Origin of the sequence: Bacillus sp. FSL W8-1141 (assembly GCF_038593205.1) — a bacterium.
Lineage (GTDB): Bacteria > Bacillota > Bacilli > Bacillales > Bacillaceae > Bacillus > Bacillus altitudinis.
This window is the reverse complement of sequence record NZ_CP151973.1, coordinates 1,107,884-1,124,446: the sequence shown is the minus strand read 5'-3', so window position 1 is coordinate 1,124,446 and position 16,563 is coordinate 1,107,884. Positions and strand designations below refer to the sequence as shown.

The window sequence follows — 16,563 nt, the reverse complement described above, 5'->3', positions numbered from 1 at the left end:
CCATTCATACATAGCAGGTCGAAGCGGGCATACTACCGTTAGACAGGTTGTCCTGTCAGCTTGTGTAAAGGGGCGGATTCCGAATGGGTAAAAGAAGCAAATCGAAACGCTTTATACAACAAGGTAAAGATTCAGTCAGTCTGCATGACGCACGTTTTCCGTATCGTTCCACACTTGAAGAAGCTGCGGAGGACAGGGGAAATATGAAGACTGATGCTTCTGGAGGTTCATTGTGAGAAACGAACTTTTTGATCAAGCCAAATCATTTACTGAAGAAGCCCTTACTTCTTCATTTCCATCTGGTTTAGAGCGTCAACAAGCAGTTCAGCGAGCTAAAAACGCCGTATCATCTGCATTTGCTAATTCGACAGATGCAGAAAGAAACCAGCTGCATACGTTCCAAGACCTGCTTGATGATCTTTAACGAAAAAAGCTGTCCGCTTTGCGGACAGCTTTTCTTATGCTTATTTCACTTGGAACGTTTTCTTCTCAGTGATTTGCTTTAGCCCTTCTGCTTTTCCTTTAAATGTGACGACCGCTTCATACGTTCCCGGCTCCACACCGTTTGACCACGTATCTTGGAAGTCATATGTTTCATCTGCTTTCAGCACAAAGGATTGGATGGCTTGTGTGAACATACGGTCTTTCGAGTAACGGTATTTTTCATTTCCGTCTTCATCGTACACACTCAATTCGAATTTTTGGCTTGTGTTAAACGTGAATTCAATATCTCGATCTGATTCATTTTTTAGTGACATATGAAATTGAACCGAAGAACCTTTTTGGACGGGGTCTACTGTGAGTACAACGGTTTTTTCTCCCATTTGACCGGATACCTCCTTGTTTGGTTCATCCTTTTTTTGTTGTCCACAAGCTGTTAAAACCAATAGAACGAGAAAAAGCACTAACCCTTTTTTCATCTTCTACCCACCTTTTAATCTCGTCTGAAAAATCCAAGAATATTGGTTGTTTGAACAATATTTGTAAAGGCTTTTGGATCGACTTCCTTTATAATTTGTTCAAGTTCATACAGCTCATACCTTGTAATGACAATGACCATCATTTCTTTTTGTTCATTGGTAAATGCCCCTTTTGCCGGAACAGTCGTAATCCCTCTGACCATTTTTCCATAAATGGCTTCTTTGATTTCATCTGCTTTCTTTGTCACAATCATGGCGGTCAGCTTTTCATGTCTCGTATGGATGGCATCAATTACCCTAGTCGTCACATATAATGTGACAAGGGTATATAAAGCTTTCTCCCAACCTTGTAACAATCCTGCTGTAAAAATGATAATTCCGTTTAAAATGAAGAAATACGTGCCCACTGGTTTGTCTTTCCATTTCGCTAAAATCATCGCAATAATGTCAAGGCCGCCTGTAGATGCCCCATATTTCAGTGTAATCCCAATGCCAAGTGCAGAAATGACTCCGCCAAATACAGCATTTAATAAAATATCTTCAGAAACACTTGTCTCTGGTAAAATGCCGAGGAAAATCGTTGTCAGTGCCACACTAATAATGCTATACAAAGTAAAGGAACGACCAACCTTCATCCAGCCTAAAATGCCGACCGGAATGTTTAAAATAAATAATAGGATCCCTGTTGATAAATAAAACGGTGCATATTGATCGATTAAACTAGATAACAGCTGGGCAACCCCTGTAAAACCACTTGCATATACGTCAGCAGGGATTAAAAATAAATTCAGCCCAATCGCATTAAGTAAGGCACCAATGACGACGACGATGAATTTTTTTGCTTCTCCAATGAACATGTTGTCATTCCTCCACTTACCATTCTCTCTATGGTTTTCCCTAAAATTTAGAATTTGAACACGAAAAAATGATTTTCTATGATATAGTTAGGCTAAAAAGATGTAAAATATGGTTGATTTTTTTAGAAAGAAGGGATTTTGATGACTGTTCATATCATAGCAGACAGTGCTGCTGATCTGCCTCTTTCTTATTATGATGAACAAAACATGACACTCATTCCGCTGCGTGTGTTACTCGGCGAGCAGGAATTTGAGGATTTGATCACCATTGAACCAAAACAAGTATTTGATGCGATGAGACAAGGTGCAAGTCCAAAAACATCACAAGCTTCACCGAACCGGATCAAAGAAGCCTTTGTTTCTGCGGCCCAAACCCATACATCGGCTATTTATGTTGCCTTTTCATCAGAGCTTTCAGGGACATACCAAACCGCTGTGATGATGGCAAACGAAGTGAAGGAAGAATACCCTGATTTCGATTTACGAATCATTGATTCTAAATGTGCTTCACTTGGTTATGGACTAGCTGTCAAACACGCTCAATCACTTGCCATTGACGGAAATACAATACAAGAAATTGAAACGTCTGTAAAGCATTTTTGTGAATCTTTACAACATATTTTTACTGTAGACGATTTATCGTATTTAGCAAGAGGCGGAAGAATCAGTAAAGCGTCCGCATTTGTTGGCGGATTGTTAAGTATTAAACCCATTTTACACGTTGAGGATGGAAAACTGATACCCCTTGAAAAAATTCGTGGCCGCAAAAAATTATTGAAACGCATTATCGAGCTGATGAAAGAACGCGGATCTGACTGGTCTAGTCAAACTGTTGGCATTAGTCATGGAGATGACCCTGCACTTGCAGAAGAAATGAGACAATTAATCGAAGCGGAATTTCACCCAAAAGAAATCGACATCCAGGTCATCGGAGCGGCTGTTGGGTCCCACTCAGGCCCTAGCACACTTGCCATCTTCTTTACAGGCAGCCCATCATAAAAAGCACCCTTCCCTGAAACATCACGGGAAGGGTGCTTTTCTTATGATAGCTTAAATCGGTGAACAGTTTCGTTTAACCTTGCTGTCATACTCATCAGTTCTTCTACTTGTTTGTTCATTTGATGGAAAGATTGCAGCTGTTCGTTTGCCGAGGCAGAAATTTCTTCGCTGCCCGCTGCCGTTTCTTCTACAACGGCACTAATATTTTCAATCGAGTGCAGCACTTGTCCGCCAAGCTCTGTTGATTGAATAATTTGGTCATTTAAGACCGCCATTTCTTGCTTAATATGTTGTGCTTTTGTTTCTATATCTTCAAAGGAGTGTGAGGTTTTGTCCATTGCATCTTGCTGCTGAAGTGATAGCTTGACCCCTTCTTGTACAGTTTGGCTAATGGATTGAATGCCTTTTTCAATATGACTCACCATGTCAAAAATTTGTCTTGTTGCACGAGACGATTCATCTGCCAGCTTACGGATTTCGTCCGCTACGACGGCAAACCCTTTGCCAGCTTCTCCTGCTCTTGCCGCTTCAATCGCCGCATTGAGCGAAAGGAGGTTTGTCTGGTCCGCAATATCAGAAACCGTTTTGGCCATTGCGGAGATTCCGCTTGCGTACTGAGTGAATTCTCCTGCTGACTCTTCAATTTGTCTCGTCGCACGTGTATTTTTTTCAATGGCTGCTTTTGTTTCTGTTAACGTGTGCTTCCCGCTTTCCACCGCTTCAATGGCATCCTCTGTACTACGGATGACTGTATGTGATCTTTCCGAATTCTTACGGCCATGTGAATCCATTTTCTCAATCAAACTAACGCCATGCTGAAGGTCTTCTGAAATCGCTTGTGAACCATTCGCCATTTCGTCTGTCGATACAGACACTTGATTGGCTGATTCCATAAGCTTTTTGTTTTCATCATCTAGCTGAATCGAGAATGATTCCACTTGACTTGAGACATGACTGATTTCTTGAATCAAGCTAATCAGCTGATCCGTCATTTGATTGAACGACTCATTTAATCCGCCGATTTCATCTTTCCGCTTGATGTTCATCCGCTCCACAGCGAGGTTTCCTTCGGCAATCTGTTTTGCCCGGTAAGAAAGGGATTTGATTGGTGTCACAATGGATCTCGTTAAACCAATATTTAAAAAGACGGCGATGACAATCAGCGTGAGGGCTGCGACAGATGCGCTTGTAATGATCCTTTGCACATTGTCTGCCGCCTCCTCTAAATGGTATTCATACGCTTCTTGTGCTCTTTTATTCATCGTATGCACGTCGTTTAAAACACCGTCAATTCTGGCAGCTACTCGTCTGGCATCAGAGGCATTTTTTTCACCAATGGCATTGTTTGCTTCTTGCGTCCATGTGTCATACTTTGAATTTAACCGTGTGAGGGCTTCTTTGTTCATATTTCCTGCGTTTTTGTTTAACGTTTGCAGCTGTTTTTTCGCTGTCGATATATCGCTTTGAACGACCTCTAGCTGTTCATCTGAAAGGGTCATGGAATAATTGGTCATGGCTTGTTCGACACTTTCAAAGCTGGCCTTCGTTTTTTGTACGTTCAGTAAGGTTTGAACTTCTGTTTCGCTTGATGACTGAATCTTTGTCATGCTCACAATAATAAAAGCAATTACGCCAACCGCTAAAAGAAGTGAAATGAGTGAGTTGAGCAAAATTTTGATGCGTAAGCTCATGATGCTGCCCCCTCTTCTTTCAGAAGTGTCTGCTTCAGTCCATTTAATTTTTTGGTCAATTTCTCAGCATCTTTGAGCACCCGGATTCTTGCCATATCGATTCCGTCATTACTTAAGTCATAGACGATATGCCCGCTTTTGATTTTGCTGCTTTTAACGAGCTGTTCGCTGAATTGATAGACGACTTCATCTACTTTTTTGACCATAGACGAAATAACGGCTTTTTCAGCTGTATAATACTGATCGCTGTCCACGCCAATTGCATATTTGCCTTGCGTTTGCGCTTCTTTTAATACACCAACACCCGTATAACCGGCTGCAGCATATAAAACATCTGCTTTCTTTTTGATCATGTCTTTCGCTATTTTACTGCCTTTACCTGCATCACTAAATGTGCCAGCATACGTGGATACGACCTTGATTTTCGGATTCACAGATTTTGCGCCTTTTTGATAGCCTTGTTCAAATCGGTGGATCACCTCTGCATCGACTCCGCCCACAAAACCAATGACATCACTTTTTGTTGTCATGGCAGCAAGTGCTCCCGCTAGATAGCTGCCCTGCTCTTCTTTAAAAGTCACTGATGTGACATTTTTCAGTTCAGACACAGCATCAATGAGTAAAAATTGCTTTTTCGGATATTTTTTCGCTACCTTTTCTAAGTCTTCTTGCATACTGAAACCTACACCGATGATCAGGTCATTTCCATCTTTCACAAGCTCGGTCAGCCCTTTTTCATATGTATCGGTTTCTGCAATTTCTCTATAATCGAATTCAATGCCAAGCTCATCACGTGCTTTTTCTAATCCTTTAAATGATGAATCGTTAAATGATTGATCACCAAGACCATCATCCGTCAGCATGACACCAATATGCTTCGCATTTGATATCGGTGGTCCTCCCTGCTGATTGCTGCATGAGGCGAGTACCATGATCATCGCTGCCATCAGAAGTAATGAAATCTTCACTTTCATCCAAAAACACACTCCTTTTATCATCCTTACCCCTTATTTATCGGATTTGAGAGGCATTGTTTCAATGATAAAGTGAAGGATTTTCAGCTTTTTTCATGACTTTTTTCACTGAAAAAAACCATTATTTAAGATAAAAATAAAAAAAGCGAGCAAATGCTCACTTTTTCTCGTATGTCCATCCTTCTTTTTGGTAAACAAGATCATTTTTCATCAGATGACCTAATGCTCGTTTGAAGGCTGCTTTGCTCATTTGAAATCTTTCCCGGATATCTTCTGGATCACTTTTATCCCCGTAAGGCATTGCACCGTTTCTCGTTCTCATGTAAGTTAAAATTTCTTCTGCATCGACAGATAATGCATCCTGTTTTCTAGGAAGCAGAGAAACGTTCACGGTTCCGTCCTCTTTCACTGCAATGACGCGTCCTGTCACGGTCGATCCTAATCTAGGCTCTTCCTTTCGTTCCGTGCGGTGGATAAACCCACGCACGCCTGTATCTGTCAGCATAAAAGAACCTGTCGCAATTAAGCGATAAATCGTTCCCGTCATTTCTTTGTTCATTAACGTTTCTGGCGCCTCAGTAAATAATTCACTGATCACATCTTCAGTGGCTGGTTTTGCGAACATTCTCCCGTAACTTGTCACTTTGAGCATACAGTATAGTTTGTCGCCTTTTTTCGGCCACGCTTCCTCAAATGGCGGGAGGTGTTCAGTTGCAACAAGTGCATCCTTTGACAAACCTATATCGACAAAAGCACCCATATCTTCTACAACGTCTACGACTTCTACCCAATCGTATGTATGTGCATTGATTTTAGGAATTTTCATCGTCGCTGCCAGTCTTTCCTCATGATCTACATATAAGTAGACCTCTACTTCATCACGATCTCCAATATCCTCTGTCATCTCACTGCGATGTAGGAGAACAGAATCTTCGCCATCTGTTAAAAAGTAGCCGTATTCCATCTCGTTATCTATTTGCAAGGTCAGTTGCTCACCTGGTCTCATGTTCTCTTCCTTCCTATCTGCCCTTAAAAGAGCGTTCGTTCATCTTTTGATTCACTTTATTCTACTATACTTCTGTCATCATGAACATCTCTAGTTAGCTAAAGTGGACAAACTGCACTTGAATTATACCGCATACATCTGAACTCTCTTCGATAAAGTTTCTTCTTCCCCTATGGGCATGATAAAATAGACGCAATATCTATAGTTGGAGGTCATATGTGATGGCAAAAGAAAGTTCATTTGATATTGTATCGAAGGTGGAGCTGCCAGAGGTGCAAAACGCCATTCAAGCAGCACTGAAAGAAATTAAAAACCGTTATGATTTTAAAGGAAGTAAAAGTGATATTTCACTAGAAAAAGAAGAACTCGTTCTCATTTCTGATGATGACTTCAAGCTGGAGCAGCTAAAGGATGTCCTTGTGACAAAACTGATTAAACGAAACGTACCGACTAAAAACATTGACTATGGAAAAACAGAACATGCCCTAGGTGGAACCGTTCGCCAGCGTGCAAAGCTGATTAGCGGGATTGATAAGGACAATGCCAAAAAGATCAATGCCTTGATCAAACAATCTGGTTTAAAAGTAAAGTCGCAATTTCAGGATGACCAAGTGCGTGTGACAGGAAAAAATAAAGATGATTTACAAGAAGTGATGGCGCTCATGCGCAAGGCAGATTTACCGATTGACGTCCAATTTATAAATTTTCGATAAATTTCAAATTTTCCATTGATTATTTCCGATTTTTTCGATACAGTTGATGGAAGTTCAATTCATTGACATGTTCATATCGCTTTCTTATCAAGAGAGGCAGAGGGACTGGCCCTGTGAAGCCTCAGCAACCGGTGTAGTAGAAATCTATTTTCTATGACCAAGGTGCTAAATCCAGCAAGCAACTGCTTGGAAGATAAGGAGAAGAATTTCAATACAGCCAAAAAGTCTTCTTCTTATCAGAAGGCTTTTTTTGTTACATAGAAATAAGGAGGAAACCAATGGGCCTATTACAAGACTTACAAAATCGCGTACTGATTGCTGATGGAGCAATGGGAACACTTTTATACTCTTATGGCATTGACCGCTGCTTTGAAGAATTAAATTTATCGAAAGAAGATGAAGTCAAAAGAGTGCACGAAGCATATGTGCAAGCTGGAGCGGACATTATTCAAACGAACACATACGGTGCGAATTATATTAAACTATCCCGCTACGGTTTAGAGGAAGAAACAAAACGCATTAACACAAAAGCTGTACAAATTGCCAAAGCAGCCGCTGGCTCAGCTTATGTCCTCGGAACGATCGGCGGCATTCGAACATTTAACAAAAATGCCTACTCTTTAGACGAGATTAAACGGAGCTTTAGAGAACAGCTCTATATCCTTTTAAATGAAGAGCCTGATGGGTTACTGCTTGAAACGTATTACGATATTGAAGAAGCAAAAGCCGTTCTTGAGATTGCTCGCAAAGAAACTGCGCTTCCGATTGTCATGAACGTCTCCATGCATGAGCAAGGTGTATTACAGGACGGTACACCGCTAAAAGACGGTTTATCTGAATTATCCTCACTTGGCGCTGATGTCGTCGGCATTAACTGCCGATTAGGCCCTTATCATATGATTCAGGCACTTGAAGGCGTTCCGCTTTTGGAAAATTCCCATTTATCTGTCTATCCAAACAGCAGTCTTCCCTCCCTTGAAGAAGGCAGACTCGTCTATGATACAGATAATGATTATTTCCGAAAAAGTGCACTTGAGTTTAGAAATCAGGGCGCACGAATCATTGGAGGCTGCTGCGGAACAACCCCTCAGCATATAAGCGCCATGGCTGAGGCGGTCAAAGATTTAGCACCTATCACCGAAAAAGAAGTGAAAGTATTAAAAGAAGAAATCATTTCCATCCAAGATCAACGGACAGAACCAGGTCTTGACGAGCTTGCTGTGAAAAAACGTTCGATTATCGTCGAGCTGGACCCGCCGAAGAAGCTGAACTTTGAAAAATTCCTCGTCGCAGCGAACGAATTAAAAAGTGCAGGCATTGATGCCCTCACACTGGCCGATAACTCTCTAGCTACCCCGCGTATTAGCAATGTGGCATGCGGCGCTTTATTAAAACAGCAGCTTGATATGCGTTCACTTGTCCATATCACATGTCGTGATCGCAATTTGATTGGACTACAATCTCATTTAATGGGGCTAGACACGCTTGGACTAACCGATATTTTAGCCATCACAGGCGATCCGTCTAAAATTGGAGACTTCCCAGGTGCGACATCTGTGTATGATTTAACCTCCTTTGATTTGATCCGTCTGATCAAACAATTTAACGAGGGACTATCTTTCTCTGGGAAGCCGCTCGGGAAAAAGACCAATTTTTCAGTGGCTGGTGCGTTTAATCCAAATGTCCGTCATATTGATAAAGCGGTCAAACGCCTCGAGAAGAAAATCGAATACGGTGCCGATTACTTTATCTCACAGCCTGTTTATTCTGAAGAACAGCTTGTGAAGATTCATGAAGAAAGCCGACATTTGGATAAACCGATTTACATTGGTATTATGCCGCTAACAAGCAGCCGAAATGCTGAGTTTATTCATCATGAAATTCCCGGCATTAAATTGTCTGACTCGATTCGTGAGATTATGGCCAAGGCAGGCGAAGATAAAGAAAAGCAGCGGACAGAAGGGTTAGCGATTGCCCGCTCTTTATTAGATACAGCCTGCGAATTGTTTAATGGTATCTATTTAATTACCCCTTTCCTTCGATCAGATTTAACAGCAGAACTGACAACTTACATCCATCAGAAAGAAAAGGAGCCAAACATCCATGCCAACTATCACTGAACAGCTCAAAAAACGCATCCTCGTCCTTGACGGTGCAATGGGCACAATGATTCAAAACGCCGATCTCACAGCAGTGGATTTTGGCGGAGAAGAGTATGAGGGCTGTAACGAATATTTGAACGTCACAGCCCCTCATATTATCTCCACGATTCACCGGCAATATCTTGAAGCAAGTGCAGATTTAATCGAAACAAATACATTCGGCGCGACGAAGCTCGTTCTCGATGAATATGGACTTGGCCATCTCGCCTATGAATTGAACGTAAAAGCAGCTCAGCTGGCAAAGCGTGAAGCAGACCGTTTGTCGACACCAGACTGGCCCCGCTTTGTTGTAGGCGCAATGGGACCCACTACAAAAACATTATCCGTAACAGGCGGCACAACGTTTGAAGAGCTCGTTGCAAATTACGAAGAACAAGCCCGCGCCCTGATTGATGGGAAATGTGATGCTCTTCTTTTAGAAACGAGTCAAGACATGCTGAATGTCAAAGCTGGATTTAAAGGTATTCAAGAAGCCTTTCAAGCAACCGGTATTGAGCTACCACTGATGGTGTCAGGGACGATTGAACCAATGGGCACCACCCTTGCCGGTCAAGATATTGAAGCCTTTTATATCTCACTTGAGCATATGAAACCAATCAGCGTCGGACTAAACTGTGCAACTGGTCCAGAATTTATGACAGACCATATCCGTACACTCTCCTCCATCTCAAAGTCGGCTGTCAGTTGCTATCCAAACGCTGGTCTCCCTGATGAAGAAGGGCAATATCACGAATCCCCTACTTCGCTTGCTAAAAAAATTGCCGCTTTTGCAAAAGAAGGCTGGTTAAATATCGTCGGCGGCTGCTGCGGTACAACGCCTGCACATATTCAGGCATTATCAGATGAAGTACGTTCGCTTCAGCCCCGCAGCATGACGCATGAGTCATCACCGCATACCGTATCAGGCATCGAGCCCCTCATTTATGAAGAAGCGATGCGCCCCCTCTTTGTTGGTGAGCGCACAAATGTCATTGGTTCACGCAAATTCAAACGGCTCATTGCAGAACAAAAGTTTGAAGAGGCGGCAGAAATTGCCCGTGCTCAAGTGAAAAATGGCGCTCACGTCATTGATGTGTGTCTAGCAGACCCTGATCGTGATGAGATAGCAGACATGGAAGGCTTTTTAAAAGAAGCCATGAAAAAAGTGAAAGCTCCTTTTGTCATTGATTCAACCGATAAACATGTCATCGAAAAAGCACTCATGTATTCTCAAGGAAAAGCCATTATCAATTCTATTAATTTAGAGGATGGAGAAGAGCGCTTTGAAGAGATTCTTCCGCTTGTCAAGCTATATGGCGGCGCACTTGTTGTGGGAACAATCGATGAAACAGGGATGGCCGTCACTGCAGATCGAAAACTTGAGATTGCCGTAAGATCCCATGACCTGCTCACGAAAAAATATGGAATCCCTGCGAGTGATATCATTTTTGACCCGCTTGTCTTTCCAGTAGGTACTGGAGACGAACAGTATATTGGTGCTGCTGAAGAGACGATTAAAGGCATTGAGCGAATCAAAGCAGCACTGCCTGAATGTCTCACCATTTTAGGCATTAGTAACGTGTCTTTCGGACTCCCGCCAGTTGGCAGAGAAATATTGAATGCCGTTTATTTGTATCACTGCGTAAAAGCAGGGCTTGATTATGCGATCGTGAATACTGAAAAGCTTGAACGCTTCGCTTCAATTCCAAAGGAAGAAATCAAGCTGGCTGAAACTTTACTTTATGAAACAAATGATCAAACCCTTGCTGAGTTTACCCAATTTTATCGCGGGAAAAAGAAAACAGAGAAGAAACCAAAGATCTCCTTATCACTTGATGAAAGGCTGGCACTCTATGTCGTCGAAGGGACCAAAGAAGGCCTGATTGATGATTTGGCCCTTGCTTTGGAGAAATTTGAATCACCTCTTCATGTCATCAATGGACCATTAATGCAGGGAATGTCAGAGGTTGGGCGCCTTTTTAATCAAAACGAATTGATTGTAGCTGAAGTCCTCCAATCCGCTGAGGTCATGAAAGCATCTGTTTCATACCTTGAGCAATTTATGGAGAAAAAGGACGCAAGCGGCAAAGGGAAGATTCTCCTCGCCACCGTCAAAGGCGATGTCCATGATATAGGGAAAAACCTGGTCGACATCATTTTGAGCAATAATGGCTTTCACGTCGTCGATCTCGGAATCAAAGTAACCCCACAAACATTGATTGAAGCGGTGCAAAAAGAAAAGCCAGATATGATTGGATTATCAGGTTTACTTGTCAAATCAGCACAGCAAATGGTCTTGACCGCTCAAGATTTACAAAAAGCAAACATCTCTGTTCCCATTTTGGTGGGCGGCGCGGCGCTTTCCCGGAAGTTTACGAAGATGAAAATTTCGCCTCAATATGATGGCCCCGTCCTTTACGCCAAAGATGCAATGGACGGCCTGTCTTTAGCGAATGAATTAAGAGCGAACCCTCTTCAATTTCAAACAAAACCCTTAGAGGATCAAGAAACACTCCATAAGGAAAAAGAAACAACGCAGCCAAAAGCCGTGATTGAATTACTAGAAAAACGCGCGACACTTCCGGAGGCAGCCATTTTCACGCCAGAAAATACGAAACGCCATTATGTACGGGATATTGATTTGCACCACATAATGCCCTATGTCAATGAGCAAATGCTGATCGGCCATCATCTCGGTTTAAAAGGAAAGGTCAAAAAGCTCTTGGCTGAACAGCATCCAAAAGCATTGGAGTTAAAACAGCTGATCACAGATCTTCTTCAAGAAGGCAGAGAGAAAAACTGGTTTGCACCTGCATTCGTCTATCAATTCTTCCCTGCCAATTCAAATGGGAATGACCTGCATATCTATGATCCAAAAGCGCCTGACCGCGTCATTGAGACATTCCAATTTCCAAGACAGGAAAAACTTCCGTACCGGTCTATTTCTGATTATGTGCGGAAAAGCGGAGAGAACGATAAAGATTATATCGCCTTATTTGCAGTGACGGCTGGCGCCCGCATACGAGAGGTTGCGCAGCAATTTAAACAAGAGGGTGACTATTTGAAAATGCATGCGGTCCAAGCTTTAGCACTTGAGCTTGCAGAAGGATTGGCTGAACGAACGCATCAAGTAATTCGTGATAAATGGGGATTCCCAGACCCAGTCGATTTCACGATGGAGAAACGGTTCCAAGCCAAATATCAAGGTCAGCGCTATTCCTTTGGCTATCCAGCGTGCCCTAATCTAGAAGACCAAGAAAAACTATTCCACCTGCTGCAGCCAGAAAAAATCGGGATTCATCTCACAGAAGGGTTTATGATGGAGCCCGAAGCATCCGTTTCAGCCATTGTCGTTTCTCATCCTGAAGCTCGATATTTTAACGTTCACTAAAAAAACCTCCTGAATGGGAGGTTCTTTTTATAAATAAAAATGGAATAAATATGAAAAATTACGTTTATTTACCGATATTATAAATGAAAGTCATTTACTTAAAAGGAGATGTTTGTCATGTTCAAAAAGAAGATCGGGGTTTTATTGCTTACAGGCCTCTTTATCGCTAGCCCTCTTTTCCAATCACCTGCTCAAGCGAGTGAAACTTCTACGAAACAAACAACATATTATACAGAAGAATTGGAGCATCTGTATCCAGACAGTGATTATGCAAACAATGATACGATGGAAAAAGCTCAATTCTTACAGCACTCTCTTCATCTAAACAAGACCTATTTATATCACGAAGGTAGTATCTCTTCTATGAATGACATTGATTTTTACCGGTTCACCAGCTCTAAATTTGATGGAGCAGATGGCCGCTTTTCTATCAAACTCGTCAATGTGAAAGCTGGAAATGATTTTGATCTTTATCTTTACAATCAGAGCGGGTCACTCGTGTCTTCCTCTGTGCGGACAAACAACCAAAATGAAATCATCCATATGCCAAAAATTGCCGCAAGCACTGACTACTATTTAGCCGTCAAACCAAAGCAATTATTAAATGAAGAGGACAACATGTATCGTATTGTCTTTGATAAAAGTATTGAAAAAGCCACAACCAAACGATATGGATCACCTGCCACATTGAATAGTTTCAATGAAGCCGGATCTCCCAATTCTTCTTTTGATTTAAGCAGCTTGCCGCAGGATGCCGTTGTCACTGGCCTGTCATTAGAAGCTGAAAAAGGCAGTACAAATGCATATAATTATGTATTCACCGTCTCTTCCTTAAAAGGCGGAACAGTGAACGTACCTTGGAACGGTCAAAAAGTTGACATCTCTTCTTATAAAACAAGTCAAGTGCCAGCTAAAGACCGCTTTTTTGTTTCTTTTAATGCAACCGAGGTTCCTCAATTGATCGGTGGACGGCTAATCAAAGTAGGCGTTGTCTCAATTAAAAACTTACAGCTCACCTTTGAATATGAATACAACCGTGACCTCAATTATTAAACTATACAAAAGGAAAAGGTATCCCCTTTTCCTTTTTCTTATGCGTTCTTATGGTACGATACATATAGTGAAATCAGCTAAGAAGGAGTTGCGTGTATTGCCAAACGTTATACAACGAACTTTAACCCTTGATGACATACCAGACCTTGTCGCATTGTCAAAAGAGGTCGACTGGCCTGATTACAATGCGGAAGAGCTCACATCTCTTTTAACAAATGGACATTTTACCGGTTTTACAACAACTGACGGACAAGTCATTTCATGCGCTGGACTTTTTCAGTATGACAGTGTGGCATCAATTGGGGCGGTGATTGTATCTGAGACACATCGAGGCCTCGGTCTTGCCCGTCAAATGATTGACACACTGCTTCGTCATAGTGATCCAAGTGTCCCTGTCGTTTTAACTGCTACTGTACAAGGACGCCCAGTTTATGAAAAAATCGGCTTTCAGACAGCCGGTTATATTCATACATACAAAGCACAAAAAACAAATCCTAGTGCCCTTCACCCGTCACATCAGATTCATCTTTTTCCCGCTGATCAAACGCACCTCCCGTCTATTGAAAGGCTGGATGAAAAAGGCGCAGGGACCAATCGATCAAACTTCTTAATAAAGCGAATGGAGCGAGCAGCATTTAAACTGATCGCAAAGGATGAACACCACGAAATCACCGGCTTCGCTTTTGGTGTGGAAACACCAGCTAATCTGATGATTGGCCCGCTTGCAGCAAACGATGAACAAACGGCGCTATCACTCATTCAATCACTTCTCACGTCTTATTCTGGCGCCTTTCGTTTAGATATGCAGGAAGAAACAACTGAACGCCTGCATGCATCACTTGTAGAAGCAGGATTTACGAAAACAAACGTCGCACATTTTATGATGATTCGCGGGAACGAAAAGCAGAACGATCCGGCGCTTCTCTATTTCCTGGCCTCACAAGCATTTTCTTAAAAAATCAAAAAGCTGTAGACAGATGTTGTCTACAGCTTTTCTTTTTTATTTTTCGCCTACGGATGAGAGAACTTGAGCGAGTGCATTTGTGACCTTGCCATGCTCTGATGCATGCGGCCGGTCATCTCCATCTCCATAGCCGTAATCAATCATGCGATTACGGTTTAAGCAAAGCTTTGTCAGCTGAGGCTGGAATAGATCAAATAAAGCAAAACGATCTTTTAGCTGTGGAAATTGCTTTTGATACTGCTGAATTTCTTCTGCAAGCAAGCGCCAAAGCGTCGTTTCATCTAACAGATTGTGATTGTCTAACACGTTTGACACGTAACGAAGATTGCAAATAAACAGACCCGTAAAAATAAATTGTACAAGACCCTCAGGCGGCTCACTACGCAGCACTTCCTTTAGTTCTTCTTCTAATGAAGCCAATTCAGGCAGCGGTTGATCACTAATGTTCACATCATCAACAAAATCTTTGATCGCCAAACGATGCGGCTTGTGATCTTTTAATACAAGAATTGTATTTTGTCCGTGCGGTGAAAACACCGTGCCATATTGATACATAAAGTGCAGAAGCGGCGGCATGACAACGTGGAAGAATGACGCCATCCATTCTTTTGCTGACAGACCCGATTTTTCAATGAGCTGCTTCAGATAAGGCTCGCCTTCATGATCTTCATACGTCAGTGCCGCCAACGTAACAGGGCTCTCCCCTTCATCTAAATACGTATAAATGCTTTCTCTAAAAATGACCCCAAGCATTTCAAGGTATTGATATGGCGCACCAGGTAGCTTGCTGTAATAAGGATGATCAACATTGATACTCGCATTCTCACCCGGTAAAATCACGCGGCATACATCGGATAAAAAGGCGTCTTGATCGGCGATTCCTTTAATATGTGCTGTAATACGAGGTGCAATCACCGTACGTTCTGATGGGAGCCCCCGGTACACTAGCGTATTTAAAATACTCATTGGCAGTTTAATATGATGCTTGCCTTTATTTGAGATGTTTGTAAAGGTTCTGATCGATTGCTGTGGAATATATTGATCCAGCCCTTCTCCTAAATACACAATACGGCGCATGGCTAAATCTTCAGGGAAATGCTGGATGATCATATGCGTCCACTGCCATTTATGAACAGGCATCATATAATAATCAGCCGCATTCAGCCCTTCATCCTTTAACACACGTTGGAATTGACGAATCGTGACTTCGTCTAATTCTTTGGCAATGATGTGCTCATAGTTCTCATGATCGACCGCATGGAAAGTCGCAAGTTCTCGGTGAACAGCAATCCAAGACAGCTGCACACATTCCTGCCTTTCAGGTGCATAGGCTAAGTAATCATCGTAGCTGAATCCAATACGCCCTTTGTTATAGACGATCCACGGATGACCAGTCATCTCGCCCTCAATCCATGCATAATCTGTATCTGTTAGCTCATCTGCACGAAGTGCTTTTTTCGACAGCAAATGAACATCCGCTAACAAGGTATGGTGAAGCTCTTTGATCAGATGACCAGTTGTTTCAGAAGACATTGGGATGATTGGCTGAATGTCTAGTAAAAACACAATGGCACTAACATCCTTTGTCCATGTTCCGTCTTGACAGCACTCGATCGATTCAGCAATCGTATCAAAACTATCAAACAAACGAGGTTTTGCGAGATAACGATATTTCTTCTGTTCGTGAATGATTAATTCATATTGGGCGATGCCATCCTGATGATTTAGCTGAACGGGATGAAGCATATCCTCATACATATATTCGGACAGCATTTTTGCCACCATTCGCTGGTTTGCTTTTTTCCAAGCAGCAGGATTGACCGCTTTTTTCAATTCATCTTGTACACTCATCGG

General features: G+C 42.1%; 14 protein-coding genes and 1 riboswitch. Of the genes, 8 read left to right on the top strand and 6 right to left on the bottom strand.

All coding sequences use genetic code 11. The features are described 5' to 3' along the window. The first annotated feature begins 83 nt into the window (after positions 1 to 83). Both NSQ52_RS05600 and NSQ52_RS05595 read left to right on the top strand, forming a co-directional pair. Complete coding sequence (locus NSQ52_RS05600) at positions 84 to 236, top strand: hypothetical protein (RefSeq protein ID WP_008348539.1); 153 nt, start codon at positions 84 to 86, stop codon at positions 234 to 236. After that, positions 233 to 424, top strand: a complete 192-nt coding sequence (locus tag NSQ52_RS05595; RefSeq protein ID WP_008348541.1) for a DUF3813 domain-containing protein — start codon at positions 233 to 235, stop codon at positions 422 to 424. Before NSQ52_RS05600 ends, NSQ52_RS05595 begins: the two co-directional genes overlap by 4 nt. A gap of 40 nt (positions 425 to 464) precedes the next feature. Here the strand turns inward: NSQ52_RS05595 and NSQ52_RS05590 are convergent, their stop codons facing one another. Both NSQ52_RS05590 and NSQ52_RS05585 read right to left on the bottom strand, forming a co-directional pair. Further along, positions 465 to 920 (bottom strand): BsuPI-related putative proteinase inhibitor, encoded by a 456-nt coding sequence (locus tag NSQ52_RS05590; protein ID WP_159159537.1) that lies wholly within the window; start codon positions 918 to 920, stop codon positions 465 to 467. A 14-nt stretch (positions 921 to 934) separates the two neighbouring features. Beyond that, positions 935 to 1,777: a YitT family protein gene (locus NSQ52_RS05585; RefSeq protein ID WP_007499067.1), complete on the bottom strand. Its 843-nt coding sequence runs from the start codon at positions 1,775 to 1,777 to the stop codon at positions 935 to 937. A gap of 141 nt (positions 1,778 to 1,918) precedes the next feature. Between NSQ52_RS05585 and NSQ52_RS05580 the strand changes: the two genes are divergently transcribed. Then, complete coding sequence (locus NSQ52_RS05580; RefSeq protein WP_008348544.1) at positions 1,919 to 2,776, top strand: DegV family protein; 858 nt, start codon at positions 1,919 to 1,921, stop codon at positions 2,774 to 2,776. Positions 2,777 to 2,817: 41 nt separating this feature from the next. Here the strand turns inward: NSQ52_RS05580 and NSQ52_RS05575 are convergent, their stop codons facing one another. From NSQ52_RS05575 to NSQ52_RS05565, 3 genes are all read right to left on the bottom strand, one after another. Then, positions 2,818 to 4,467, bottom strand: a complete 1,650-nt coding sequence (locus NSQ52_RS05575; RefSeq protein WP_058337490.1) for a methyl-accepting chemotaxis protein — start codon at positions 4,465 to 4,467, stop codon at positions 2,818 to 2,820. Continuing rightward, positions 4,464 to 5,441, bottom strand: coding sequence for a BMP family ABC transporter substrate-binding protein (locus NSQ52_RS05570; RefSeq protein WP_025207132.1), 978 nt, complete (start codon positions 5,439 to 5,441; stop codon positions 4,464 to 4,466). Before NSQ52_RS05570 ends, NSQ52_RS05575 begins: the two co-directional genes overlap by 4 nt. A 157-nt stretch (positions 5,442 to 5,598) precedes the next feature. Further along, positions 5,599 to 6,447 carry a S1 RNA-binding domain-containing protein gene (locus NSQ52_RS05565; protein ID WP_024720045.1) on the bottom strand — a complete coding sequence of 283 codons (849 nt, stop codon included), beginning with the start codon at positions 6,445 to 6,447 and terminating at the stop codon, positions 5,599 to 5,601. A gap of 221 nt (positions 6,448 to 6,668) precedes the next feature. Between NSQ52_RS05565 and NSQ52_RS05560 the strand changes: the two genes are divergently transcribed. From NSQ52_RS05560 to NSQ52_RS05540, 5 genes are all read left to right on the top strand, one after another. Next, the gene (locus tag NSQ52_RS05560; protein WP_024720044.1) at positions 6,669 to 7,160 is read left to right on the top strand and encodes a YajQ family cyclic di-GMP-binding protein; all 492 of its coding nucleotides are present in this window, start codon (positions 6,669 to 6,671) and stop codon (positions 7,158 to 7,160) included. An 81-nt stretch (positions 7,161 to 7,241) separates the two neighbouring features. Then, a riboswitch (SAM riboswitch) is annotated at positions 7,242 to 7,360 on the top strand. 78 nt (positions 7,361 to 7,438) lie between these two features. After that, entirely contained in the window at positions 7,439 to 9,280 is a 1,842-nt protein-coding gene (locus tag NSQ52_RS05555) for a bifunctional homocysteine S-methyltransferase/methylenetetrahydrofolate reductase (RefSeq protein ID WP_007499079.1), read from the top strand. Further along, positions 9,264 to 12,692 (top strand): methionine synthase, encoded by a 3,429-nt coding sequence (gene metH, locus NSQ52_RS05550; protein WP_342473990.1) that lies wholly within the window; start codon positions 9,264 to 9,266, stop codon positions 12,690 to 12,692. Before NSQ52_RS05555 ends, metH begins: the two co-directional genes overlap by 17 nt. 117 nt (positions 12,693 to 12,809) lie before the next feature. After that, a complete protein-coding gene (locus NSQ52_RS05545) occupies positions 12,810 to 13,745 on the top strand; it encodes a hypothetical protein (protein WP_024720042.1) in 936 nt (311 codons plus the stop codon). A 97-nt stretch (positions 13,746 to 13,842) separates the two neighbouring features. Further along, positions 13,843 to 14,700: a GNAT family N-acetyltransferase gene (locus tag NSQ52_RS05540; RefSeq protein WP_342473989.1), complete on the top strand. Its 858-nt coding sequence runs from the start codon at positions 13,843 to 13,845 to the stop codon at positions 14,698 to 14,700. 45 nt (positions 14,701 to 14,745) lie between these two features. Here the strand turns inward: NSQ52_RS05540 and NSQ52_RS05535 are convergent, their stop codons facing one another. Then, entirely contained in the window at positions 14,746 to 16,560 is a 1,815-nt protein-coding gene (locus NSQ52_RS05535; protein ID WP_342473988.1) for an IucA/IucC family siderophore biosynthesis protein, read from the bottom strand. Between the last annotated feature and the right edge of the window lie 3 nt (positions 16,561 to 16,563).